We start from the raw sequence: 23,234 nt of genomic DNA on the forward strand, positions 1-23,234 counted from the left end.
CGATCGCCCATGAGCTGGTTTGAAAAACTCGTTCCTTCCCGGATCCGCACCGACGCCACCAACAAGCGGGCGGTGCCCGAAGGGTTGTGGCTGCGCTGTGACGGCTGTACCGCCACCCTGTACCGTCCCGAGGTGGAGCGCAATCTGGAAGTCTGCCCCAAGTGCGGTTTTCACATGCGCATCAACGCCCGTCGGCGGCTGGAAGCCTTTCTGGACGAAGGGGAGCGCCAGGAGATCGGTGCCCAGATCGAACCGGTGGACATGCTCAAATTCCGGGACAGCAAGCGCTACAAGGATCGTCTGGTGGCGGCCCAGAAAACCACGGGGGAAAAGGACGCCCTGATAGTGATTCAGGGCCAGTTGTTCGGTATGCCGGTGGTGGCGGCGGCTTTCAACTTCAATTTCATGGGCGGGTCCATGGGGTCCGTGGTGGGGGAGCGTTTCGTGCGCGGCGTGAATGCCGCCATCGAGGCCCGCTGCCCCATGGTCTGTTTCTCCGCCAGCGGCGGCGCCCGGATGCAGGAGGCCCTGTTCTCCCTCATGCAGATGGCCAAGACCAGTGCCGCCCTGGCACGTCTGAAGGAAGAGAGGCTGCCCTTCATTTCCGTCATGACCGATCCCACCATGGGGGGTGTCTCCGCCAGTCTGGCCATGCTGGGTGATGTGAATGCTGCTGAACCTGGTGCCTTGATCGGCTTTGCCGGCCCCCGGGTGATCAAGCAGACGGTGCGGGAGACTTTGCCGGAAGGTTTCCAGCGGGCGGAATTCCTGCTGGAACATGGCGCGGTGGATCTGATCATCGACCGGCGTCAGATGCGGGCCCGCCTGGGCAAGTTGCTGGCCATGCTGACCCATCAACCCCCGCCGGATGTGCCGGTGCCGGTGGAGGATGATGCAAAGGACACAGAGAAAGACAAGGAAAAGATGGAAGGCAGCACCGTCGAGAACAGCGATGGTCAGGTGGAAGGCAGCGGTGACACAGATGCCCGGCCTGATTCCCAGGGGCAGGGTGGCGGATGACCGCTCCCTCCCGGGTCCACCCCCGACACCGGACGCTGGAGGATTGGCTGGCCTGGCAGGAGCAGGCCCATACCCGGCCCATTGACCTGGGGCTGGACCGGGTGGCCCAGGTGGCTGATGGATTGCAGCTCAGGCCGGCCCCGATGCCTGTGGTCATCGTGGGTGGCACCAACGGCAAGGGTTCCACGGTGGCCATGCTGGAGGCCATCTACCTGGCGGCGGGCTACCGGGTGGGTTGCTACACTTCCCCCCACCTGATCCATTACAACGAACGTATCCGCATCAACGGCCAGCCCGTGGCGGATGAGTCCATCTGCGCCGCCTTCGAGGCCATTGACCAGGCCCGAGGGGAGATCAGCCTGAGTTATTTCGAGTTTGGCACCCTGGCTGCCCTGTGGCTGTTCCGCCGCGAGCCGGTGGATGTGATGGTGCTGGAAGTGGGGCTGGGGGGGCGACTGGATGCGGTCAATATCCTGGATGCGGACGTGGCCGTGGTCACGGCGGTGGGCATCGACCATCAGGCCTTTTTAGGGGACGATCGGGAGTCCATCGGCTTTGAAAAGGCCGGTATCTTCCGGAGCGGCCGCGTGGCGGTCTGCGGCGATGCCGACCCGCCGGCCCGCCTGCTGGACCATGCCCACAGCATCGGCGCCCGCCTGTTGCTGGCCGGGCGGGACTTTGCCCCCCTGACCGGATCGCGCACGGACACCTGGCAATACCGGGGTGCGGGGCTGGTGCTGGAGGGATTACCCTCGCCGGCACTGGCCGGAAGCGTACAATATCGCAATGCCGCTTCTGCCATCACGGCGGTGGTGTCCCTGCGGGAACGCCTGCCAGTGACCCAGGACGCCCTGGGCCAGGGGCTGGCCACAGCCCGTCTGCCGGGGCGTTTTCAGCTGTTGCGGGAAGCGCCCGCTGTATGGGTGGACGTGGCCCACAATCCCCAGGGGGCAGACAGTCTGGCCCTCAATCTCCAGGGTGTCCCCTGCCGGGGCCGCACTCTGGCGGTGATGGGCGTGATGGCTGACAAGGATGTGGACGGCATCCTGCATCCCCTGCTGGAGATCATTCATGGCTGGTATGTGGCTTCCCCCGCCATTGACCGTGCCTTGGCCGCTTCGGTACTGGCGGATCGGGTAGCCGCGTTGACCCGGCAACCGGTGCAGTCCCATGAATCGGTAGACCGGGCCTGCCGGGCAGCCCTGGCGGCAGCCGGTCCCGAAGACCGGGTGATCGTGTTTGGCTCCTTCTTCACGGTGGCCGAAGTATTATCCCGGAACTTTTCCGTTTTTACTTCGGACAGACCACTTAACCACCCTCAACACAGGAGTACATGCTGTGACCCAGATTGATATTGGAATCAAGGAACAGGACAGAGTCGAGATTGCTGAAGGCCTCAAGCGCCTGCTGGCGGATTCCTATACCCTCTACCTGCAGACCCATAATTTTCACTGGAATGTGGTAGGCCCCCAGTTCCGTGACCTGCACCTGATGTTCGAGGAGCATTACACCGAACTGGCCACCGCCGTGGACGACATCGCCGAGCGCATCCGTGCCCTGGATGTGCCCGCACCGGGGACCTATCAGGAATTTGCCCGTCTGAGCAGTATCCGGGAAGTGGAAGGTGTGCCATCTGCCAGGGACATGGTGGATCTGTTGACCGTGGGCCATGAGCAGGTGGTCAAGACCTGCCGCGATGTGCTCAAGGTGTCCCAGGAAGCCGGTGATGAATCCACCTCTGCCCTGGCCTCTGATCGCATGCGCATCCACGAAAAGACCGCCTGGATGCTCCGCGCCCTGAATCAGTAATCACTGTTCCGGATGCCCCGCCATGATCGGCGGGGCATGCCCGATGCACTTCTGGACCAGTCGCCAGCTGCTGTCATTTCCGGTATCTTGCGGGCCTTTTGATGCGGGTGTCTCCAGGAGGGCTGCCAATGGGTGAAAGGATCGGCGTGATCGGTCTTGGCTATGTGGGTTTGCCCGTGGCTTTGGGATTTGCAGCCCATTACCCGCAAACCATCGGTTTTGATATCAGCACGCAGCGGGTGGATACCCTGCGGTCTGGCCATGATGTCACCGGCGAGGTCACCCCCGAAGCACTCAAGGCCAGTGCCCTCAAATACACCACGGACCCTCGTGATCTGATGGGAACCACCTTCTTCGTGGTCACCGTCCCCACCCCCATCGACGACAATCGCCAGCCCGATCTGCGGCCGGTGCTGTCCGCCTGCGAGACCGTGGGCAGGGTACTGTCCCCCGGGGCGGTGGTGGTGTTCGAGTCCACGGTCTATCCCGGCGTGACCGAGGAGATCTGCGGACCGCTGCTGGCCCGGATTTCCGGTCTGCGTCAGGGGGTGGATTTCAAGCTGGGGTATTCCCCCGAGCGTATCAATCCCGGTGACAAGGAACACACCCTGACCCGCATCGTGAAGGTGGTCTCCGGCGAGGACGAGGCGACCCTGGAGCGGGTGGCCGAAGCCTACGGACGTATCGTTGAGGCGGGGGTCCATCGGGCGCCCACCATCAAGGTGGCCGAGGCCGCCAAGGTGATCGAGAACACCCAGCGGGATCTGAACATCGCCCTGATGAACGAGCTGGCGCTGATCTTTGATCGTCTGGGCATCCGCACCCGGGATGTCCTGGCCGCCGCCAGCACCAAATGGAACTTTCTGCCCTTTACCCCCGGTCTGGTGGGAGGCCATTGCATCGGCGTGGACCCCTATTATCTCACCACCAAGGCCAAGGCCGTGGGGTACTACCCCCAGGTGATTCTGGCTGGTCGGCGCATCAACGACGGCATGGGGGCCTATGTGGCCCAGCGTCTGGTGAAGTTGCTGATCGAGCAGGACCGTCCCGTGAAGCAGGGCAGGGTGGGCATCCTCGGACTCACGTTCAAGGAAAACGTCCCGGACCTGCGCAACTCCCGGGTGCCCGACATCATCAAGGAGTTGCGTCAGTTCGGCATCGAACCCCTGATCCATGATCCGCTGGCGGATGGCCATGAAGCCCAGCATGAATACGGTCTGACCCTGTCGCCCCTGGAGTCCTTCCAGAATATGGACGGACTGATCCTGGCCGTGCCTCATCGGGCCTATCTGGCGGAGTCCGACAGCCTTGCCCGGCGCCTGGCCCCAAATGGGGTGCTGATGGATGTGAAATCGGCCCTGTCACCCTCCACCGTGGGGGCCACCCAGGCCTATTGGAGTCTTTGATGAAAATCCTGGTCACCGGCACTGCCGGCTTTATCGGCTCGGCCCTGGCCCTGCGTCTGCTGGCGCGGGGGGACGAGGTCATCGGCGTCGATAATCTCAACGACTATTACGACGTCAATCTCAAGCTGGCCCGTCTGGAGCGGGTGAAGGCCCATCCCGGCTTTACGGATGTGCGGGCCGATATCGCCGATCGCGCCGCGATGGAAGCCCTGTTCGCCCGTCACAAGCCCCAGCGGGTGGTGAACCTGGCGGCTCAGGCGGGGGTGCGCTACTCCCTGGAAAATCCACAGGCCTATGTGGACACCAATCTGGTGGGGTTCATCAATATCCTCGAAGGCTGCCGTCATCACGGGGTGGAGAACCTGGTCTACGCCTCTTCCAGTTCCGTCTACGGGGCCAACACCACCATGCCCTTCACCGTCCACGACAATGTGGATCATCCCATGAGCCTCTACGCCGCCAGCAAGAAGGCCAATGAGCTCATGGCCCATACCTACAGTGCCCTCTACGGCCTGCCCACGGTGGGGTTGCGCTTCTTCACCGTCTACGGCCCCTGGGGGCGCCCGGACATGGCCTTGTTCCTGTTCACCCGCAACATCCTGGAGGGCAAACCCATCGATGTCTTCAACTACGGTCGCCATCGCCGGGACTTCACCTATATCGATGACATCGTCGAAGGGGTGATCCGCACCCTGGACCGGGTGGCCGGGCCGAACCCGGCCTGGTCCGGTGCCGAGCCTGACTCCGCCACCAGCTTTGCCCCCTACCGGCTCTACAACATCGGCAACAACCAGCCGGTGGAACTGCTCCATTACATTCAGGTACTGGAGGACTGCCTGGGCATGAAGGCGGAAAAGAACCTGCTGCCCCTGCAGCCGGGGGACGTGCCGGACACCTATGCGGACGTGCAGGACCTGGTGAACGACGTGGGGTATCGTCCATGTACGCCGGTGGAGCAGGGGGTGGAGCACTTCGTGCGCTGGTATCGTGATTTCTACAAGGTTTGATTTCAATGACCGATCATCTTGCCTGTTTCAAAGCCTATGACATCCGTGGCCGTGTCCCCGATGAGCTGAATCCAGAACTGGCCCGGCGCATTGGCCGGGCTTATGCCCAGGTCATCCGTCCAACGGGGCCGGTGGCGGTGGGGGAGGATATTCGTCTGAGCAGTCCGGCCCTGGCCCGGGCGCTGGTGCAGGGGTTGAACGAGTCGGGGGTGGACACCCGATCCCTGGGGCTGTGCGGCACCGAGACCGTCTACCATGCCGCGTCACTGCCCGCCATGGGGGGCGGCATCATGGTCACCGCCAGCCACAATCCCATGGACTACAACGGCATGAAGCTGGTGAAGGCGGGCGCCGTGCCCATCAGCGGCGACAGCGGCCTGAACGAGATCGAGGCCCTGGCCCGTGATGCCGTCCCGGTCGAGGGCCATGTGCAGATGGGCCGGGACGAGCCGCTGGAGGTGATGGCCGGCTATGTGGAGCGGGTGCTGGGTCTGGTGGATGCGTCGGTGCTCAGACCGCTGCATCTGGTGGTGAATGGGGGCAATGGCGCCGCCGGTCCCACCTTCGATGCCCTGGCCGCCCGGTTGCCCTTCCGGGTGACCCGGGTTCACCATGCCCCCGACGGCCGTTTCCCCAACGGTATTCCCAATCCCCTGTTGCCGGAGAACCGCAGTGCCACCGCCGACGCGGTGAAGGCCCACGGGGCGGATCTGGGCATCGCCTGGGATGGCGATTTCGACCGCTGCTTTCTGTTCGACGAGCAGGGCCGGTTCGTGGAAGGCTATTACGTGGTGGGGCTACTGGCAGCCCAGTTACTGGAACGCCATCCGGGGGAGAAGATCGTCCATGACCCGCGCCTGACCTGGAACACGGTGGACATGGTTCAGTCGGCCGGTGGTGTGCCGGTGATGAGCAAGACCGGACATGCCTTCATCAAGGAGCGCATGCGTCTCGAAGACGCCCTCTATGGCGGGGAGATGTCGGCCCATCATTACTTCCGCGACTTTGCCTACTGCGACAGCGGCATGATTCCCTGGCTGCTGGTGGCCGAGCGCCTGTGCCGGACCGGTCAGCCCCTGTCCGCGCTGGTGGCCGAGCGGATGCGGGCCTTTCCCTGCAGCGGCGAGATCAATTTCCGGGTGGCAGACGTGGGGCAGACCCTGACCCGGATCGGTGCGGCGTTTCGGGATCGTGCCCTGGAAGAGGATGACACCGACGGCCTGAGCATGGGCTTTGGTGACTGGCGCTTCAATCTGCGGGGTTCCAACACGGAACCGGTGATCCGGCTGAACGTGGAGTCCCGGGGGGATGAGGCCCTGATGCGGGAGCGCACGGCGCTACTGTCCGGGCTGATTCAGCAGGTCTGAGTTGGCCCTCCCCCCAGCCCCCTCCCAGGGAGAGAGGGGCTGGGGTGGCCCGTCATCAGGGCGACAGACGCTCCTCGTGCATTTCCATCCGGGCTTCTTGCCGGAGTTGGTCCATATAAGCCTGCAGGGCTTTTCGGGCCAGAATATGCTCCAACTGTTCCTGCACCTCGGCAAAGGGCGGTGGCGCCATATCCCGGCTGTCTTCCCGCAGGATCACATGCCAGCCAAATTCTGTTTCCACCGGCTCATGGGTGAAATGGCCATCCTCCAGCGCCAACACCGCATTGGAGAAGTCCGGCACCATCATGTCCGCGCTGAACCAGCCCAGATCGCCACCGGCAGCGGCAGAGCCATCCGTTGAATAGTCCTGTGCCAGGTCCGGGAATGCTTCTCCGGCCTCAAGGCGTGTAATCAGCGTAGTGGCTTCTTCCTGGCTGGCCACCAGGATATGGCGGGCCCGCAGTTCCAGGGTATCCATATCCGCCACCTGACGGTCATATTCGTCCCGGAGGTCTTTTTCGGTGAAGTTCAGGTCATCGAGAAAATTCTCCACCTGGGTATTGATCAGCAGGTTGGTGCGCAGGCGTTCCAGTTGTCGGATCATCTGCGGATCCCGATCCACGCCCGCCTCGATGGCCGCCTGGCGCAACAGTTCCATATTGATCAGTTCTTCCAGGGCCAGGTCTGGCGTCTGCGGGACACCCTGATGGCCGGACATGCGACTCAGGGACAAAAAATCTGCCAGATCACTGTCATAAATGGGGGTGTTATTGACCATGGCCACCGGCTCGCCACGGTCGGTATCAAGGGGGATTTCCGGGTCGTTGCCGGAGCAGGCCGGCAGGGTGAAGGCCAGGGCAGCGGCCAGGGGAATCAGTTTGAAGGGGTGCATCTGCAATAAAATCCTTGTGGTGATGGGTGGGGTCAAGACATAAATGGAATCAGGGAAATACCTGTTTGAAGGGTTTGACCATGACTTGGGCATAGACACCTGCGGCCACATAAGGATCCGTGTCTGCCCAGGCTCGGGCAGCATCCAGGGAATCGAATTCGGCCACCACCAGGCTGCCGGTGAATCCGGCTGGACCTGGGTCTGTTGTATCCAGGGCCGGATGGGGTCCGGCCAGTACCAGCCGTCCGGAATCCTGTAGCGCTTGCAGCCGCGCCAAGTGAGCGGGGCGGACGCTGAGGCGCCTTTCCAGACTGTCTTCCACGTCCTGGCTGATGATGGCGTAAAGCATGGATGGGACTCCCCGGATGATGAACAATGGCCCGTTAGGTTAGCGCAAGGCGGCGGGTTGGCACAGGGGCGGCTTGTGCGGAACGTCCAAGATCATTCGGGCACAAGCCCGCAGGTCTGATAAAATCCCCCCCCTGATACCCAGTTTCGTTGGCTGCCATACGGCAGCCGCAATTTCTTCCGTGATTGAAATCGCGGGTTTCCTTTCGGAGGTTCTATGAGCCGCGTGATCGAGATCCATCCGGTGGACCCTCAACCCCGCCTGATCCAGCAGGTGGTGGATGTGGTGCAGGACGGCGGGGTCATCGTCTACCCCACCGATTCCTGCTACGCCCTGGGCTGCGCCATCGGCAACAAGTCCGGCATGGAGCGCATCCGGCGTATCCGTCAGCTGGATGAGCAGTATTACCTCACCCTGGTCTGCCGCGACCTGTCCGAGATCGCCACCTACGCCAAGGTGGGCAACACGGCCTATCGTCTGCTCAAGAGCCTCACCCCCGGCCCCTATGCCTTCCTGCTCAAGGCCACCCACGAGGTGCCCCGACGCCTGCAGCATCCCAAGCGCAAGAGCGTCGGCCTGCGGGTGCCGGATCATCCCATCACCCAGGCCATGCTCAAGTCCCTGGGACAGCCGCTCATGAGCAGCAGTCTGGAGATGCCCGGCGATGACCTGCCGTTGACCGACATCTACGAGATTCAGGAACGCCTGTCCTCCCAGGTGGACCTGATCATCGACGGCGGCCCCTGCGGCCTGGAGCCCACCACCGTGATCGACATGGAAAGCGACGTGCCTCGACTGGTGCGTCGGGGCAAGGGGGAAGTGCCCCCCGGGGTGGAGGAGTGAGGCCGGTTCGGGCGCGGAGGACGGACTGATGGACGGCATTTTGCAGATCATCGCCATCTGGGCCTTGCCGGTGCTGTTTGCCATCACCCTGCACGAGGCTGCCCACGGCTGGATGGCCAAGCAACTGGGAGATCCCACCGCCAAGATGCTGGGGCGTCTCACCGCCAACCCCATCAAGCACATCGACCCGGTGGGCACCATTGCCGTGCCCATCGGCCTGCTGATCTTCACCGCCCTGACGCCGGCGCCCCCCTTTGTTTTTGGTTGGGCCAAGCCGGTGCCGGTGAATACCCGCAATCTGCGCAAACCCCAGCGGGACATGGCCATCGTCGCCGCTGCCGGCCCCATCGCCAACCTGCTCATGGCCCTGTTCTGGGCGCTGATGATCAAGCTTGGCCTGATGTTGCAGGGCACCTTCGACTGGGCAGCCATCCCCCTGATTTACATGGGCATGGCGGGAATCACCATCAATGTGCTGCTGATGGTGCTCAACTTGCTGCCCATCCCCCCTCTGGACGGAGGACGGGTGGTGGCCGGTTTCCTGCCCGCCCGGATTGCCACCCGTTATGAGGGAGTGGCACCCTATGGTCTGGTGATTGTTCTGGTCTTGTTGTTCACGGGCATCCTGGGGATGATCCTGTTTCCCATCTTTGGATTCATCGTGGATCTGATCCAGACCCTGTTCGCACTGCCGTCCTGGCGCACGTAACCACCTTGAGTCTTTAACTTTTACCCCATCGAGCACCCCAAGGAGTCCACTTGAGTTCCCTGCCTGCACAAAACCAGCGTGTCCTGTCCGGCATGCGTCCGACGGGCCGACTGCATCTGGGTCATTATCACGGCGTCCTCAAGAACTGGGTCGAATTGCAGCATTCCTATGAATGTCTGTTCTTCGTGGCCGACTGGCACGCCCTCACCACCCATTACGAAGATCCGGGCATCCTCGGCGATAGCGTCTGGGACATGGTGGTGGACTGGCTGGCGGCGGGCGTGAGCCCAGGGTCGGCGCGTATCTTCATCCAGTCCCGGGTACCGGAACACGCCGAGCTGCATCTTTTGCTGTCCATGATCACGCCCCTGGGCTGGCTGGAGCGTGTGCCCACCTACAAGGACCAGCAGGAGAAGCTCAAGGAAAAGGATCTGGCCACCTACGGTTTTTTGGGTTACCCCCTGCTGCAAAGCGCGGACATCCTCATCTACAAGGCGGGTCTGGTGCCGGTGGGCGAGGATCAGGTGGCCCATCTGGAAATCACCCGCGAGGTGGCCCGTCGCTTCAATCATCTCTACGGGCGTGAACCCGGTTTTGAGGAAAAGGCCGAAGCCGCCGCCAACAAGATGGGCAAGAAGAACGCCCGCATGTACCGGGATCTGCGCCGCCGCTACCAGGAACAGGGGGAGGACGAGGCCCTGGACGTGGCCCGCGCCCTGCTGGAGAGCCAGCAGAACATCTCCCTGGGGGACCGGGAACGTCTGTTCGGCTATCTGGAAGGCAGTGGCCGCATCATCCTGCCCGAACCCCACCCCATGCTCACCAAAGCCTCCAAGATGCCCGGCCTGGACGGCCAGAAGATGTCCAAGTCCTACGGCAACACCATCTCCCTGCGGGATGAGCCGGCAGAGGTGGAGAAAAAGGTTCGCACCATGCCGACGGACCCGGCCCGGGTGCGCCGCACCGATCCCGGCAATCCGGACAAATGCCCGGTCTGGTCCCTGCACCAGATTTATACCGGCGAGGATGTTCATCAGTGGGTGCAGGAGGGCTGCCGTCATGCCGGCATTGGCTGTCTGGAATGCAAACAGCCGGTGGTGGACGCGGTGCTGGACGAGCTGCGGCCCATGCAGGCCCGCGCCCGGGAATACGAGGCCGATCCCAATCTGGTCCGGTCCGTGGTGGCGGAAGGCTGCGAGGCCGCCCGTGACATCGCCCGGGATACCCTGGACGAGGTCCGGCGCAGCATGGGGCTGGCCTACCGATGAATGCCGAACCTGCGGCCCTGTTACCCGTGCCGGACGGGGCCGGCCAGGCTCAAGGGGTGCCACTGGCCATCGTCCGTGGAGAGCCCCTGACCCTGGTACCCAGGGATTTATATATCCCACCGGACGCCCTGGAGGTCTTTCTGGAGACCTTCGAAGGACCGCTGGATCTACTGTTGTACCTGATCAAGCGCCAGAACCTGGATATTCTGGATATTCCCATTGCCGAAATTACCCGTCAGTACATGGGGTATATCGAACTGATGCAGGAAATGCGCCTGGAACTGGCGGCGGAGTATCTGCTGATGGCCGCCATGTTGGCGGAGATCAAGTCCCGCATGTTGTTGCCCCGGTCCACCACGGTGGAAGACGAGGTGGACCCCCGGGCTGAACTGGTGCGGCGGTTGCAGGAATACGAACAGTTCAGACAGGCAGCCCAGGACCTGGATGACCTGCCCCGGCTGGAGCGGGATATCTTCCTGGCCACCCTGGCGCCACCGCCCCTCAAAAAGGAACGCCCATTACCGGAAGTGGGTCTGGATGAGCTGTTGCTGGCCCTGAGTGAAGTGTTGCAACGCATGGATCTGTTTACCCATCACCAGATCCGGCGAGAACCCCTGTCGGTGCGCGAGCGCATGTCCCGGGTGCTGGAGGCTTTAGGATCAGGGCCGGTGCCGTTCGTGACCCTGTTCAGCCCGGAGGAAGGCAGACCGGGGGTGGTGGTCACTTTTTTGGCGGTACTGGAACTGCTCAAGGCCCATTTGGTAGAGCTGGTGCAGGCAGAATTATTTGCTCCCATTTATCTGAGCGCAGCAAGACGCGCCGATGTTGCTCATGACACCTGAACTGCTTTGTCGCATTCTCGAAGGCGCCCTTCTGGCCGCTGATCGCCCCCTTTCCCTGGAACAGATGGAACGGCTGTTCGAGGACGCCGAGCGGCCTTCCCGGGCCGAGTTGCGTCAGGCCCTGGAGGCCCTGGCCCGGGCCTGTGACGACCGGGGCTACGCCTTGCGTCAGGTGGGCAGCGGCTACCGTTTCCAGGTACGCGAAGCCCTCTCCCCCTGGATTTCCCGCCTGTGGGAGGAACGGCCACCCCGGTATTCCCGCGCCCTGCTGGAGACCCTGGCCCTGATTGCCTACCGACAACCCATCACCCGGGCAGAGATCGAAGCGGTGCGTGGGGTGACCGTGAGTACCCAGATCATCAAGACCCTGACGGAACGGGAGTGGGTGCGGGTGGTGGGCCATAAGGAGGTGCCGGGGCGTCCGGCCCTGTATGGCACCACGCCCCGGTTTTTGGACTACTTTAATCTATCGTCTCTGGATGATTTGCCCAGCCTGATGGCCTTGAAGGATCTGGGGCCGGCGCAGCAACAAGACGGAGAGCCGCCTGTTCCCTGAGCGGGGATATCAGCTTTTAATTGGCATAGCGGGATCTGAGGATTGGACCACGACCACTTGCACAACCTGCGCCGCAGGCATCCGGCCTGGCGTCTGCTGATCGCAGATAACGGCCCCATGATCATCAGCTTCCTCCATGACAGTTTCGTCGTCCCCAATGTCCGGGTACTGGCGGCCACTGATCTGGAAAACCGGCTGGAGGATTTTCTGTTTCACCTGCGTGGCCAATTGGGTGAGGACGCCTATCCTCGCTCCGCCCGCGCTTACCTGACCGACTGGTCCGCCGATGATCGGGGCTGGCTGCGGCGCTATTACCCGGAGCATAGCGATGAACCCCATTACGATCTGACGCCGGCCACGGAACAGGTCATCCAGTGGCTCAAAAGCCTGGAACAACCCCATTTCATCGGCGCAGAATCCCGTCTGACCCTGGTCTTTGATCTGTTGCAACAGATCCTTCAGGGGGCAGAAAGCGATCCTGAAGCCCGCATTCAGGATCTGGAGGCACGCCGGGATGCCATTGATCGGGAGATCGAACAAATCCGTGCCGGCCATGTTCCACTCATGGACCCAACCCAGTTGCGGGAGCGGTTTTTGCAAATGGCGGGAACCGCCAGGGGATTGCTGGCAGACTTTCGTCAGGTAGAGGAAAATTTCCGCGCCCTGGATCGACAGGTGCGGGAAAAAGTCGCCACCTGGGAAGGCAGCAAGGGGGCGGTGCTGGATGAGGTATTCGGCGAACAGGACCGCATCACCGATTCTGATCAGGGACGCAGCTTTCGCGCCTTTTGGGATCTGCTCATGTCGCCGGCCCGCCAGGAAGCATTGTCCGAGCAACTGGAGCGGGCGCTGGCACTGGTGGAGGTGGCCGAACTGGCACCGGACACCCGGTTGCGGCGCATCCATTATGACTGGCTCGCCGCGGGTGAATACACCCAGCGCATGGTGGCCCGCCTGTCAGAACAGTTGCGCCGTTATCTGGATGATCAGGCCTGGGTAGAAAACCGCCGCATCATGACCCTGATCCGGGAACTGGAACAACACGCCCTGGCCTTGCGGACACAGCCCCCCGAGCTGACAGTGCCCCTGGATGAACCCGCTCCCTGCATCGAACTGCCTATGGAGCGGCCCCTGTTCACCCCGCCAATCAAGCCCCATATCCATCAGCAACAACTTCAGGCCGGAGAAAGCCATGTGGCTCCCGATGCCTTGTTTGAACAAACCTGGGTGGATCGGGCCCTGCTGCAGCGCCATATTCGTCAGGCCCTGCAGACTCAGGACCAGATCACCCTGGTGGCCCTGCTGGAGATGCATCCTCTGGAACAGGGTCTGGCAGAACTGGTGGCCTACCTGAGTCTGGCTGCCGAGGATCACCGTAGCGTGATCGATGAATCCTCTCCCCAGACTGTGCATTGGCAGGATGCCGGGGGTATCCTGCGTCGGGCCACCCTGCCACAGATCATCTTCACCCGTGGGCACTGATGACCGATATCGACACCGATCTGAATTTTTCCGCCATGCTGATCACCCTGTTCAAGGGCGTGCTCTACAAGGATCAGCATCCACGCCATTGGCAGACATTGCAGGACCACCAGACCCGGGTGCGCGACCATGTGGCGATACTGGGCCTGGAATTGATGCTGGACGATGTTGAAGGTCATGCCTGTCTCCGCCAGCGTCCGGCCCAGGATAACGACACGGAACTGCCCCGGCTGGTGCCGCGTCGCCAGCTCAGTTATCCGGTGAGCCTGCTGCTGGCCCTGCTGCGCAAAAAGCTGGTGGAACACGATGCCGGCGGCGGTGATCCACGTCTGATCCTGTCCAGGGAACAGATGGTGGAGATGTTGCGGGTTTTCCTGCCCCCCACCGCCAATGAGGCCAAACTGGTGGACCGTATTCAGACCGACATCAACAAGGTGGTGGAATTGGGGTTTTTGCGCCGGTTGCGGGGTCAGGAAGATCAGTACGAGGTGCGCCGCATCATCAAGACCTTCATCGACGCCCAATGGCTGGCGGAATTTGATCAGCGGCTGGCCGAATACCGTAACCATGTCGAGGAGAGCGATCATGGCGCTTGAACTGGAATTTGCCCCATCGGATGAACACACCGGCTTTCGCCTGCAGCGCCTTGAAGTCTACAACTGGGGTACTTTCCATAATCGGGTCTGGTCTGTGTACCCGGAGGGTGACAATGCCCTGCTCACCGGGGATATCGGTTCGGGTAAATCCACTTTGGTGGATGCCATTACCACCCTGCTGGTGCCGGCTCAACGGATCACCTATAACAAGGCCGCCGGTGCCGAATCCAGGGAACGCAGCCTGCGGTCCTATGTGTTGGGCTATTACAAATCCGAGCGCAGTGACACTGGACTGAGCAGCCGTGCCGTGGGTCTGCGGGATCACAACAGTTATTCCGTGATCCTGGGGCATTTTTATAACGAAGGTTTTGATCAGCATGTCACCCTGGCCCAGGTGTTCTGGATCAAGGATCATCAGGGGCAACCGGCTCGGTTCTTCGTGGTGGCCGACCGGGCCTTGAATATTGCAGACCACTTTGCTGACTTTGGCAGCGACCTGACCCGGCTGCGCAAACGCCTGAGGGATACCTCCGGGGTAGATCTGTTCGACAGCTTCCCGCCCTACAGCGGTGCCTTCCGGCGACGCTTTGGCATCGACAACGACCAGGCCCTGGAACTGTTCAACCAGACCGTCTCCATGAAATCCGTGGGTAACCTCACTGAATTCGTCCGTGGCCACATGCTCGAAGCCTTCCCGATGGAGGAGCGCATTCAGGCCCTGATGACCCATTTTGATGACCTCAACCGGGCCCATGAAGCGGTGCTCAAGGCCAAGGCCCAGGTTGCCCATCTGGAACCGCTGGTGGCTCGGGCCGACACCTATGCCGAACGCTGCCGGGAGGTGGACAACCTGCGGGGTTGCCGGGATGCCCTCCAACCCTGGTTTGCCTCTCTCAAGGCCGGATTGCTGGACCGGAGGCTGACCCATCTGCACAGAGAACTGGCGCGTCTGGCCGAGCGTATCCAGCAGCACCATCGCCAGCAGCGGGAACAGCGGGTGCGGCGGGATGACCTCAAGCAGGCCATTGCCGAGAATGGGGGGGATCGTCTGGATCGCATCAAGGTCGAGCTGGAACGCAAGCGGGAAATCCGCGACCAGCGCCAGCAGCGGGCGGAGCGATACCGGGATCTGGCCCAATCCCTGGCACTGCCCGATGCCACTGACCTGACTGTTTTCCAGCACAATCTCCACGCCCTCACTCAAGCCCTGGAAGACGCTCAGCAAGAAAGGGATAACCTGCAAAACCAGATCACCGAGGCAGGGGTAACCCTGCACCAGCAGCGGACACATCATCAGGAACTGGAAAGCGAGCTGACGTCCCTGCGTCAGCGTCGCTCCAACATCCCCGCCGCCATGCTGGGCATCCGCGATGCCCTGTGTCAGTCCCTGAACCTGCCGGTGGATGATCTGCCCTTTGTGGGGGAATTGCTGCAGGTACATGAGCAGGAAACCGACTGGGAAGGGGCCATCGAACGGGTCCTGCACAACTTTGGCCTTTCCCTGCTGGTGCCTGACACCCACTATGCCCAGGTGGCCGAATGGGTGAATCGCACCCATCTGCGGGGGCGCCTGGTGTACTTTCGGGTGCGGGAGACACGCCAGGGCCAGTCTCAGGATCTGCACCCGGATTCCCTGGTACGCAAACTGTCCATTCGTCCCGATTCGGTTTTTTATGGCTGGCTGGAACAGGAACTGGCCCGGCGCTTTGATTATGCCTGCTGTGCCGACATGGATCAGTTTCGCCGCGAGCAAAGGGCCATTACCCAGACCGGGCAGATCAAGGCCGGTGGCGAGCGCCATGAAAAAGACGACCGTCACCGTCTGGATGACCGCACCCGTTTCATCCTGGGCTGGAGCAATGAAGCCAAGATCGCCGCCCTGGAGACACAGGCCCGAACCCTGGCCCGGCAGATACAGGTTTTGGCTGAGCGGATCGGTGGCTGGGAACAGGCCCGGAAGGCCTGTGAAGCCCGGCGGGATCTGATTGTTGAACTGTCCCATTTTCGGGACTTTCACGACATCGACTGGCGGCCCCTGTCCACGGAGATGGCCGCCCTGGAGACGGAATATGCCCAACTTACCCAGGAGTCGGACATATTGCACACCCTGGCACACCAGTTGCGTGAACTGGAACGGGCCATGGAGGACACGGAACAGGCTCTGGGGGAGGCTCAGCAGGAGCGCAGCCAGGCCCAACTCCGACAGGAGCAGGCCCAGGCTCAGCGGGACGAATGTGCCGCCCTGCTGGATGCCACCCCCCAAGAGGCCCAGGATACTTACTTTCCCCGTCTGGAGACGATGCGGAACGAGGCTTTGGGGGAACATACCCTGAGCGTGGAGTCCTGTGACAACCGGGAACGGGAGATGCGGGAATGGCTGACCGGGCGCATCGAAAACACCAACAAAAGTGCCACCGGTTTGCGGGATCGTATTATCGACGCCATGCGCGGCTATCAGAACGCCTGGCCCATGGACAGCCGGGAAGTGGACGTGAGCATCGAGGCGGTGGGGGAATACCGAGCCATGCTCGAAGCCCTCAAGTCCGATGACCTGCCCCGTTTCGAGGCCCGTTTCCGGCAACTGCTGCTGGAAAATGCCATCAACGAGGTGGCAGCGTTCCATAGCCGGCTGCGTGAACAGCGGCAGACCATCACCGAGCGCATTGAAAGCATCAACCGCTCCCTGCGGGAGATTGACTACAACCCCAACCGTTACATTGCCCTGCTGGCGGAAACCGCCACAGATCCGGAAATCCGGGAATTTGAGCAAAATCTGCGGGCCTGTACCGTTGATGCATTAACCGGCTCCCAGGACAATCAGTATTCCGAGGCCAAGTTCCTGCAGGTCAAGGCCATCATCGAGCGTTTCCGTGGCCGGGAAGGCACCACCGACCTGGACCGGCGCTGGACTCGCAAGGTCACCGATGTGCGCAACTGGTTTGTGTTTTCCGCCTCGGAGCGCTGGCGGGAAGACGACCGGGAACACGAGCATTACACCGACTCCGGCGGCAAGTCCGGCGGTCAGAAGGAAAAACTGGCCTACACGGTGCTGGCCGCCAGCCTGGCCTATCAGTTCGGCCTGGAATGGGGCGAGACCCGTTCCCGCTCGTTCCGCTTCGTGGTCATCGACGAGGCCTTCGGTCGGGGTTCCGACGACTCGGCCCGCTACGGCCTGGACCTGTTCCGGCGCCTGCATCTGCAACTGCTGATTGTTACCCCGTTGCAGAAAATCCACATCATCGAACCCTTTGTGTCCAGCGTGGGCTTTGTCCACAGCGTAGAAGGCCGGGAATCCATGGTGCGCCATCTCACCATTGAGCAGTACCAGGCCGAGAAGGCGGCCCGGCAGACATGAGCTGGACCACCCCCGCCGAACTGCGTGCCCAGCTACAAAAACGCTGGGACAGCGGCCAGATACTGGCTGCCACCCTGACGGGAGAGGCTCTTTTTCCCCTTACCTTGCGCCTGCGCCGTCCCGGCTCCCGGGAACTGACGGAAGATTTTGCCGCAGTGGGACAGTGGGTGCGTACCCTTCGGGCTGGCAGCCGGGAACAGCGGGGGCATGGCTACGAAATCCGCTGGGAGCGGGTGAATCACCGTGTCCACGGTGCCAATGATCTGCCTGCCGGGGTGACGGTGCCCAGCGAAAACGACGCCCTGCAATGGCTGGGAAAAAGCCGGGAGGCACAGCGGTTTCATGGCCTGGCCGAAAAAACCCTGGCCCGTTTCCCGGCACTGGAAAACTGGCTGATCCGCCATCCCCTCACCCTGCTGGAACAGGCGGGTGACTGGCCTCGGATTCTGGCGGTGCTGGCCTGGTTCCAGGCGCATCCCAGGCCCGGCATTTATCTACGGCAGATGGATCTGCCGGGGGTGGATACCAAGTTTGTGGAAAGTCGCCGCAAGCTGCTGTCGGAATTGCTGGATGCCGTGCTGCCTGCCGATGCAGTGGACACGGAGCACAGTGGCGGGCGGGGCTTTGAGCTGCGTTACGGGCTAAGGCCCAAACCGCCCCTGATCCGTTTTCGCATATTGGACCCGAGCCTGTTTCTGCAGGGGCTATCGGACCTATCGGTTCCGCCGCCGCAGTTTGCCGCCCTGGCGCCTGCCGTGGCGCGGGTATTCATCACCGAGAACGAGATCAATGGTCTGGCCTTTCCCGACACCCCCGGTAGTCTGGTGATTTTTGGCCTGGGCTATGGTCTGGAAAGACTGGCGGACATCCCCTGGCTGACAGAGGCGGAGATCCATTACTGGGGCGACATTGACACCCATGGCTTTGCCATCCTGGACCGGCTTCGTGCCCGTCTGCCTCAGGCCCGTTCCCTGCTCATGGACCGGGCGACCCTTGAGGCCCACCGTGACCTGTGGGGCCAGGAACATCCGCGACAGCGTTTCACCGGTACCCTCACCCGCCTTACAGCGGCGGAGCAATCCCTGTTTGAGGATCTGCGGGAGAATCGGCTGGGAGCGTGTATCCGGCTGGAGCAGGAGCGTATCAGCTACGGTGCGTTGGGTGCGGCAATAAAACAGGTCACCGAAAAAATACCCTGATGTGGAACCGGGGCGCCCGGTGGCGCAACTGATTCCGGCGCCGCCGACGAAAGGCCCGGGCTGGGTTAATGCATCTTTGATGTGTTGACCTCGATGCTCGATTTCCATCAGCATCAGTACCTGCTGATGCTCTGGATCAGCATCATCCTCCCGGATCACCGTGACTCCGGTGGTCTTGCTGCCGGGATCAATCTTGATCTGAATGGGTTGCAGCACAGATTCTTCCACCGTGCGATCGGGCGCAGCAGAACCTCAAGCGCAAGCAGAAAGCCCTCTCCCGCTGCCAGAAAGGCAGCGCCAATCGGGCCAAGGCACGGTTACTCGTCGCCAAGGCCCACGAGCGGGTCGCCAATGCCCGCCACGACTTCCAGCACAAGCTCTCTCGACAGATCGTTGACGACAACCAAGCGGTGATCGTCGAGACGCTGAAGGTCAAAAATATGATGAAAAACGCCAGACTCGCCAAGCACATCGGCGATGCGTCCTGGCATGCCTTGATCACCAAGCTGGACTACAAGGCCAAGGAGCAGGGCAAGCATCTGGTCAAGATCGACCCGTGGTTTGCCAGCTCCAGGACCTGCCATGTCTGCCAGCACAAGAGGGACGCCATGCCGTTGAACGTCCGGTCGTGGGCGTGCCCGGCCTGCCACACACAGCATGACCGGGATATCAACGCGGCGCTGAACATCAAGCATCAAGGCATAGTAAAGTTGAAGGCGGAAGGGCTGTCCGTCTCTGCCCATGGAGGCTTGCGTAAGTCCGGCACATCGCCGGCTGCTGCCTGAGAAGTGGGAAGCCTCGCCCGTGGCGCGTCAGCGCTTAGGGCGGGGAGCAGTCACGGTCGCGATGACCCAGATTCCGCCCACGAGCAGCTTTTCGTGCTCCTTGACGATGCCCGCCGAGATCTCGGCGTCCTTGATTCCCAGGTTGCTGAACGCGGCCTCATAGCAATCCTGCTTCTCGTTGAGGCGCACCGTCACCCGGTCGATCACCTTGAAGCTGCCTCGCTCACGGACCAGTGACTTGACCTTCTCGGCCTCGTCGGGGCGCACGTAGTTGTCGGTGAGGATCGTCTTGACGTTCTTCAGGCCCTGGTCGATCACCTCTTGGTCGTCGGAGGCGCAGTACATGCCGAGCAGATACTCCAAGACGTAGACCGGCACGTTGGCGCCTTCCTTGACGCGCTGGGTCAGGTCCTTGCGCACCACCCGATCGGCGAAGTGGGTGTTGAGCAGTGTATCGAGATCGGCAGGCTCTTCGAAGCTGACGCGGGGGAACGCTTCCATTCGAGTGGGTTCCATCGGATTGGTCATTTATGACACCAGGACATCATCGAAGTGGCGGATGTGTTCCGCCGGCACCCGGCGGCTTTCACGGGCCACATTGGCCTGCATGCTGGTCTGCGCCACCTCGTGCAAGGCGTCGTCGATCTTCCTGAGCTGATGGGTCTGAAACCAGTCCAGAACCTCGGCCAGGTGCCACAGCGAGGCACGCCCCGCATGCAGCGGCAGCGGAAAGGTCGCCAGGTGCGTTTGCAGCAGCTTGCGCATGTTCTGGCGAGTGAAATCCAGTAGCTCGGCGATATCCGTGACACCGACCAGGTCAGGCCCCACCTCGATCAGGCGGGCCTCGGGGATGGCGCGCTTCACATCCGCCATGGCGCTGGTAATCGCCTGCTGAGCCGACACCGCCTCGCGGGAAAAATCCAGGGCCAAGCGCCCCTTCAGCCCAACGCCGATCAAGGCATCGTCACAGCCCGCCTCGAAGAGACGGGATTCCAGCGCCTCCGTGCCGAGGTCACCGGGAACGGCAAACTTGAGGGTGAAATCGTAGGTCGTCATCGGATCTCCTGCCTAGAGCTTAGGCATTCGCCGTCAGGGTTGTCAATTGACAACCTCAAAAGAAATCATCGGTGAAAGCCAGGTCAATCACCACCCGATACCGCTCCAACTCTGTGCCCAGATCCTTGTCACGCAGCACCAGGAAATAGTCCCGCTTGCGATCAAAGTCAGTACCCGAAAGCGATAGCTGAATGGACTTCATGCGTTCGTTCATCTTTTCACTGGCACTATCGAAGGTCACGGTCTCTTCGCTTGAGACGGACTCACTCCCTTCAAAGATGGCCACCGCCAGGGTGATGGGCTTGAGACGTTCGCTCACCGCCTCGGTTTGCAACAACTCGAAACGCTGAATGTTATTGACCATCTTCAGCGACGCCTTGGGTGAGATCACGCTCACCTTGCGGAGCGTCCGTTCCTCAACCCGCTCTCCCCGCAACTGCTTGACGGTAAGCACCGGCACCACGATCTCCTGGGGCAGAACACCCCCATGCACGAAGCGGGCTCCGCCGACAAAGTGGAAGCGATGGGCGCCCTTGGGAATCCAGAACTCCGTATCACAGGAGGTGCCTGCCGTGTCACGGGTATGGCCGTGCCATACACTTGGGTTCTCGGGCAACGTGGTGCCCAGCACATAGCGCTTCTTGCTCTTGAAGGCAGTGGCCGGCTTCTCATCCAGCGCGGTGCGGTCGGTGGCGTCCAGCTTGCTGCGCTGAAACAGGAAACCATGATCAGCCGTGATCAGTACGGTACTGGTATTCAGGTGCATGAGGATCTTTCGGGTGAGCGTATCGAGATCTTCGATGGCGTCTTCCACTGCAGAAAAGGTCTCGCTCTCCGTGCTGGCGGTGTCACCGCGAGCATCCACCACGTTGTGATACACGTAGACCAGCTGCATGCCCTTGATGGCTTCACGACCCTGCTCACGTGACCACCCCCTGACCTCTTCGGCAGTCACCGCCATGGCAGCCCGGTCGCGGACAGCGGCTGCAAGTCGCTGGCCCCGGTTTTCTGTTCCCTGGCTGGATTTGCCATCCACCAGCACGGTGTCACTGCCCGGCTGGTAACTCAGCTCCCGATGGGGTAGCAGTGCCGCCATCCCCAGACTGGTGTAGCTGGGCACCGCACCCAACTGGTTTTTCAGGGTGGCCTCGCAGTAGCGCTTGGCATTGATGCGCTCGCGCAGTTCCTCGGCGGCTTCATAGCGAAAGGCATCACTGATGATCACCACCAGGCGCGCACTACGATGGGCGTCCAGATGGGGCTTCACCACATCACGAAAAAAATGCTGCTGATTGGGGACATGGGGCAACCGCCAATTGCGGAGGCGGTCCTCCGCATCCATTCGCTCGCTCCAGTTGCGAGTCAGATGCCCCAGGAACCATTCGTCGTAGCATCGCTCCACCGCCTCATCGAGTTTCTTGAGCAGCTCCACACTGGTGCTGTCCGATGCCACCACATAGTGACGATAAGCGGTGTCAAAACGGTAAAGCTCCTTGCAGTAGGCCTGATACAGGGCTTCGATACCGGGATAGTGGAAACCATCCCGGTGCTGCTGCCGCAGGGCGAACAGGTCGATGGCGGCACTCAAGGCCGCGTAAAGCTGCCGAAACCGAACCCGCCGTTCGTCATTCTTGTGCCGTGAGGCCCAATAGCCATCCAGGCGACTGGCGATGATACCGCGAAACATCTCCAGATCCCGGCCATCCGCCTCGGGAATGGCCTGGCATAAATCGACGATGATCTGCTTCTCCACTGCTTCAAAGGTAGCCACATTGGCCAGCCGTTCCAGCGGTACGTCACGGATCTTGTCCTCGATGCGCAGGGCCTGGGCCACCCACCCGGAGATCACATCGAAGGCCGGGTAGAAACGTGAGCTGTCCCGCCAGCGTGAGAGCAGCGCCCGTGAGGTGGCTCGGGCGTTCACCGAAGCAATGGCCTGCCCCTGCGCCCAGTCGGGAATCTCGGAAATGCTCTCGCAATAACCGGTGATCAGCAGCCGGAGCATCAACTGACCAAAATGCAGCGGTGTCTCGCCGTCGAGTTCTGCCTGGGTCGCCGGGTAACCCACTTCCTGCCGCAAGGCCCGAACCAGACTGGGTACCAGACCATACTTGGTCATCTCCTCCAGTGAAGCGGGCGTGCCTTCCACCCCCACGTCATCAGACACGGCCTCATCGCCCAGGTGGAACAGTAAGGTGGCGATGTCACAGGCCGATGCGCCCAACAAGGCAGCGCACATGGCCAGGTCCAGCTCATCGTCGTCCATCTCTGGCGTGACCAGGCGCTTCAGGGCTTCGATGCGCTTGCGGCTGCCCAGGAACCCCTGCCGCCGGGCCAGATGTTCCCGCAGCATGTGCCGGCTGAGGCCCAGCTCATTGAAGATCATCGACAGCTGATCGGCATAGAAGCGCCCTGAGTAGAGTTTGATGTCCAACAGCCAGTCATCCTCCGGCGCCGGCTCGGCGCAGGGGAAGTACAGCAGCGTCGGCGTCTGCGGCTCTTCCAGCTCCAGACGCAGCTTCACGCCGAAGGTGGACTGACCTGCCATGTTGAGGATCTGCACGCCATCCAGGGCCAGGTCATCCAATGCATCGGCAAAATGGCCGTGCGCGTCGTACCAGAAGACCAGGCGGTGGCCATCCGAAAAAAAGGTCTGCTGCAAACCTTGCTGAAGCTGGCTGAGTTGCATCAGG

General features: G+C 61.8%; 21 protein-coding genes and 1 pseudogene. 16 read left to right on the plus strand and 6 right to left on the minus strand.

The genetic code is table 11. From position 1 onward, the window contains the following. Window positions 1-9: 9 nt before the first annotated feature. The 6 genes from accD to BMX62_RS09170 all read left to right on the plus strand — a co-directional run bounded on the left by accD (window position 10) and on the right by BMX62_RS09170 (window position 6,609). Window positions 10-1,020, plus strand: coding sequence for an acetyl-CoA carboxylase, carboxyltransferase subunit beta (gene accD / locus BMX62_RS09145; protein ID WP_090207761.1), 1,011 nt, complete (start codon window positions 10-12; stop codon window positions 1,018-1,020). Further along, complete coding sequence (gene folC, locus BMX62_RS09150) at window positions 1,017-2,372, plus strand: bifunctional tetrahydrofolate synthase/dihydrofolate synthase (RefSeq protein ID WP_090207764.1); 1,356 nt, start codon at window positions 1,017-1,019, stop codon at window positions 2,370-2,372. The genes accD and folC overlap by 4 nt, the downstream gene beginning before the upstream one ends. Beyond that, window positions 2,359-2,829 carry a Dps family protein gene (locus BMX62_RS09155; RefSeq protein ID WP_090207767.1) on the plus strand — a complete coding sequence of 157 codons (471 nt, stop codon included), beginning with the start codon at window positions 2,359-2,361 and terminating at the stop codon, window positions 2,827-2,829. Before folC ends, BMX62_RS09155 begins: the two co-directional genes overlap by 14 nt. A 128-nt stretch (window positions 2,830-2,957) precedes the next feature. Then, window positions 2,958-4,235 carry a nucleotide sugar dehydrogenase gene (locus tag BMX62_RS09160; RefSeq protein ID WP_090207770.1) on the plus strand — a complete coding sequence of 426 codons (1,278 nt, stop codon included), beginning with the start codon at window positions 2,958-2,960 and terminating at the stop codon, window positions 4,233-4,235. Continuing rightward, entirely contained in the window at window positions 4,235-5,242 is a 1,008-nt protein-coding gene (locus tag BMX62_RS09165; protein WP_090207773.1) for an NAD-dependent epimerase, read from the plus strand. The genes BMX62_RS09160 and BMX62_RS09165 overlap by 1 nt, the downstream gene beginning before the upstream one ends. A 5-nt stretch (window positions 5,243-5,247) precedes the next feature. Beyond that, entirely contained in the window at window positions 5,248-6,609 is a 1,362-nt protein-coding gene (locus BMX62_RS09170; protein ID WP_090207777.1) for a phosphohexomutase domain-containing protein, read from the plus strand. 55 nt (window positions 6,610-6,664) lie between these two features. On the opposite strand, the gene BMX62_RS09175 is transcribed toward BMX62_RS09170, so the two are convergent. Then, complete coding sequence (locus BMX62_RS09175; protein WP_090207780.1) at window positions 6,665-7,501, minus strand: peptidylprolyl isomerase; 837 nt, start codon at window positions 7,499-7,501, stop codon at window positions 6,665-6,667. Window positions 7,502-7,550: 49 nt separating this feature from the next. Then, on the minus strand, window positions 7,551-7,850 hold the full coding sequence (locus tag BMX62_RS09180) for a YciI family protein (protein ID WP_090207786.1): 300 nt from the start codon (window positions 7,848-7,850) through the stop codon (window positions 7,551-7,553). A gap of 216 nt (window positions 7,851-8,066) precedes the next feature. Here BMX62_RS09180 and BMX62_RS09185 point away from each other — a divergent pair, with 216 nt between their 5' ends. From BMX62_RS09185 to BMX62_RS09225, 9 genes are read left to right on the plus strand one after another with little or no spacing between them, the layout of a single operon-like run. Next, window positions 8,067-8,693: an L-threonylcarbamoyladenylate synthase gene (locus BMX62_RS09185; RefSeq protein ID WP_090207789.1), complete on the plus strand. Its 627-nt coding sequence runs from the start codon at window positions 8,067-8,069 to the stop codon at window positions 8,691-8,693. 28 nt (window positions 8,694-8,721) lie between these two features. Next, complete coding sequence (locus BMX62_RS09190; protein WP_090207792.1) at window positions 8,722-9,402, plus strand: site-2 protease family protein; 681 nt, start codon at window positions 8,722-8,724, stop codon at window positions 9,400-9,402. Window positions 9,403-9,452: 50 nt separating this feature from the next. Further along, window positions 9,453-10,670: a tryptophan--tRNA ligase gene (locus tag BMX62_RS09195; protein ID WP_090207795.1), complete on the plus strand. Its 1,218-nt coding sequence runs from the start codon at window positions 9,453-9,455 to the stop codon at window positions 10,668-10,670. Beyond that, the gene (locus tag BMX62_RS09200; protein WP_090207797.1) at window positions 10,667-11,512 is read left to right on the plus strand and encodes a segregation and condensation protein A; all 846 of its coding nucleotides are present in this window, start codon (window positions 10,667-10,669) and stop codon (window positions 11,510-11,512) included. The genes BMX62_RS09195 and BMX62_RS09200 overlap by 4 nt, the downstream gene beginning before the upstream one ends. Beyond that, on the plus strand, window positions 11,502-12,068 hold the full coding sequence (gene scpB, locus BMX62_RS09205; RefSeq protein ID WP_202906240.1) for an SMC-Scp complex subunit ScpB: 567 nt from the start codon (window positions 11,502-11,504) through the stop codon (window positions 12,066-12,068). Before BMX62_RS09200 ends, scpB begins: the two co-directional genes overlap by 11 nt. Before the next feature lie 42 nt (window positions 12,069-12,110). Continuing rightward, window positions 12,111-13,550: a DUF3375 domain-containing protein gene (locus tag BMX62_RS09210; protein WP_090207803.1), complete on the plus strand. Its 1,440-nt coding sequence runs from the start codon at window positions 12,111-12,113 to the stop codon at window positions 13,548-13,550. After that, window positions 13,550-14,146 carry a DUF4194 domain-containing protein gene (locus BMX62_RS09215; RefSeq protein WP_090207807.1) on the plus strand — a complete coding sequence of 199 codons (597 nt, stop codon included), beginning with the start codon at window positions 13,550-13,552 and terminating at the stop codon, window positions 14,144-14,146. Before BMX62_RS09210 ends, BMX62_RS09215 begins: the two co-directional genes overlap by 1 nt. Further along, complete coding sequence (locus BMX62_RS09220) at window positions 14,136-17,501, plus strand: ATP-binding protein (protein ID WP_090207809.1); 3,366 nt, start codon at window positions 14,136-14,138, stop codon at window positions 17,499-17,501. The genes BMX62_RS09215 and BMX62_RS09220 overlap by 11 nt, the downstream gene beginning before the upstream one ends. Continuing rightward, complete coding sequence (locus BMX62_RS09225; RefSeq protein ID WP_090207811.1) at window positions 17,498-18,700, plus strand: DUF3322 domain-containing protein; 1,203 nt, start codon at window positions 17,498-17,500, stop codon at window positions 18,698-18,700. Before BMX62_RS09220 ends, BMX62_RS09225 begins: the two co-directional genes overlap by 4 nt. Window positions 18,701-18,772: 72 nt before the next feature. On the opposite strand, the pseudogene BMX62_RS13390 reads toward BMX62_RS09225, so the two are convergent. Beyond that, a pseudogene (locus BMX62_RS13390) lies at window positions 18,773-18,928 on the minus strand (RRXRR domain-containing protein); the annotation flags it as partial. On the opposite strand from BMX62_RS13390, the gene BMX62_RS09235 reads away from it, so the two are divergent. Next, the gene (locus BMX62_RS09235) at window positions 18,919-19,485 is read left to right on the plus strand and encodes an RNA-guided endonuclease InsQ/TnpB family protein (protein WP_238375930.1); all 567 of its coding nucleotides are present in this window, start codon (window positions 18,919-18,921) and stop codon (window positions 19,483-19,485) included. The pseudogene BMX62_RS13390 and the gene BMX62_RS09235 sit on opposite strands and share 10 nt — an antisense overlap. Before the next feature lie 27 nt (window positions 19,486-19,512). Here the strand turns inward: BMX62_RS09235 and BMX62_RS09240 are convergent, their stop codons facing one another. From BMX62_RS09240 to pglZ, 3 genes are read right to left on the minus strand one after another with little or no spacing between them, the layout of a single operon-like run. After that, window positions 19,513-20,013 carry an anti-phage BREX system Lon protease BrxL gene (locus tag BMX62_RS09240; RefSeq protein ID WP_238375928.1) on the minus strand — a complete coding sequence of 167 codons (501 nt, stop codon included), beginning with the start codon at window positions 20,011-20,013 and terminating at the stop codon, window positions 19,513-19,515. Continuing rightward, on the minus strand, window positions 20,014-20,541 hold the full coding sequence (locus BMX62_RS09245; protein WP_090207814.1) for a helix-turn-helix transcriptional regulator: 528 nt from the start codon (window positions 20,539-20,541) through the stop codon (window positions 20,014-20,016). Window positions 20,542-20,596: 55 nt separating this feature from the next. Further along, entirely contained in the window at window positions 20,597-23,230 is a 2,634-nt protein-coding gene (gene pglZ / locus BMX62_RS09250) for a BREX-1 system phosphatase PglZ type A (protein ID WP_090207815.1), read from the minus strand. Window positions 23,231-23,234: the final 4 nt, after the last annotated feature.

It is taken from the genome of Ectothiorhodospira magna (assembly GCF_900110965.1).
GTDB classification, from domain to species: domain Bacteria; phylum Pseudomonadota; class Gammaproteobacteria; order Ectothiorhodospirales; family Ectothiorhodospiraceae; genus Ectothiorhodospira; species Ectothiorhodospira magna.